This is a genomic window from Aeromonas sp. ZOR0002, assembly GCF_963866995.1.
GTDB lineage: Bacteria > Pseudomonadota > Gammaproteobacteria > Enterobacterales > Aeromonadaceae > Aeromonas > Aeromonas caviae.
Genome location: NZ_CAWMFQ010000151.1, coordinates 1 through 1,331, shown reverse-complemented (window position 1 = coordinate 1,331; position 1,331 = coordinate 1). Strand labels below are relative to the sequence as shown.

Genomic DNA, 1,331 nt, shown 5'->3' with positions numbered 1-1,331 from the left:
CGATCCGGCCTGCTCTTTGGCATCCCGCCACTTGCCAATCCTGGCGCCCAGCTCGGCGCAAAGCATGGCGCTGACCATGGCTCCTATCATCCGGGTCATATCCGACATCTCTGTTGCAACCGGAAGCAGGGGCACGATCAGGTTAAAGGCGATGAGCCCCATCACCAGCCCGAGCCCACTGCCTACCTTCTCTCTTCGGGATCGCGTTGTTATCGCCATCTGATTGCTCCTGACTTGAACGTTCCACGTGACTCGCCCTTGCCAACGTATCCAGCAAGATAACAAAGCCTTTCTTCATTTGGGACAGCCATCTTTGTGTACGAATTGTTCCATTGGAGGAACCATATCACCCACTCTGTTTCACTGATGCAAAAATCACCTGCTCAAGCAACACCCATGGTGTCGCCGCATTGTGAGAAAGGGCCTGTTGACAAAGGACCGATAGCCCCTCTTCCCCAACCCGCCTTATCAGGACCGCCTTATCAGGACAGCCATCTTTTGGAGAAAGCCCTCATCAAGCGCCCAGCACAACTCGTCATCCAGCATGTGCGATGGCATTTGTGAAACTCGGGGGATTAAAAAGAATGTCTTGGCATCGATGACGTCAATTCAGATGCGATCACACCGGTGATGAGCTGGCGCTATACCGGACGTTGTTATGACACAAATATTCATCACTCAAAGGGATGGTTGATGACACCGTCGCTGGCCACAGTGCCAGGCAAACTGCTGACAATGCTCTTTGTCACCCACCACTCTGATACCCTGGCGCCGAAACAGCGTCACTTGCTTGAGCCAGCGCACCTCGTCCAACCCCAGCCGCACCAGGATAGGGGCAAGAGAAGCCGGGATATGGCCCCGTTTGTCCACTCGGATGGCGCGGCCTGTCCAGTCCACCAGCATCAGGTAATCCGCAAAGGCATATGGCAGGCTATCGGGTCGCGCGTCGTGCGCAAATGGCAACAGCAACGGAGGCAATGGGGCGGCGGACTGCTCGCCATCGAGACGCTGCTTGAGGCTGGTGTAGTCGCTCTGCTCGGGCCGGTCGGCAATCGCCGCCCGTATCGGATTGAGATCAACATAGGCCATGCAGGCCAGCAGGGCTGATTCGGTGAGCAGGGCCTGGCTCTTGAAGCGCCCTTCCCAAAAATGGCCCTTGCAACCATCTTCCCGATTGGCCTGCCGAGCCAGGTTTTCGTTGAGCAACCGCACAAACCAGCTGATGGAATGTAACCGCTCCCGCCACTGCCCTATCAGTTGTTGCACCACAGCGAGTTCAGGCTCAATCAGGGATTCCCCCTGATACCAGCGTCGTACCAGCAGCGGCCACT

Annotated in this window: 2 protein-coding genes; both read right to left on the bottom strand. The window is 56.6% G+C overall.

Translation table 11 applies throughout. The features are described 5' to 3' along the window. Positions 1–219, bottom strand: a 219-nt coding sequence (locus AACR77_RS09185) for a hypothetical protein (protein WP_042880928.1), incomplete at its 3' end; no start/stop codon positions are given. 459 nt (positions 220–678) lie between these two features. Next, positions 679–1,331 (bottom strand): hypothetical protein (locus AACR77_RS09180; RefSeq protein ID WP_042880927.1); only part of this gene is annotated, 653 nt, incomplete at its 5' end.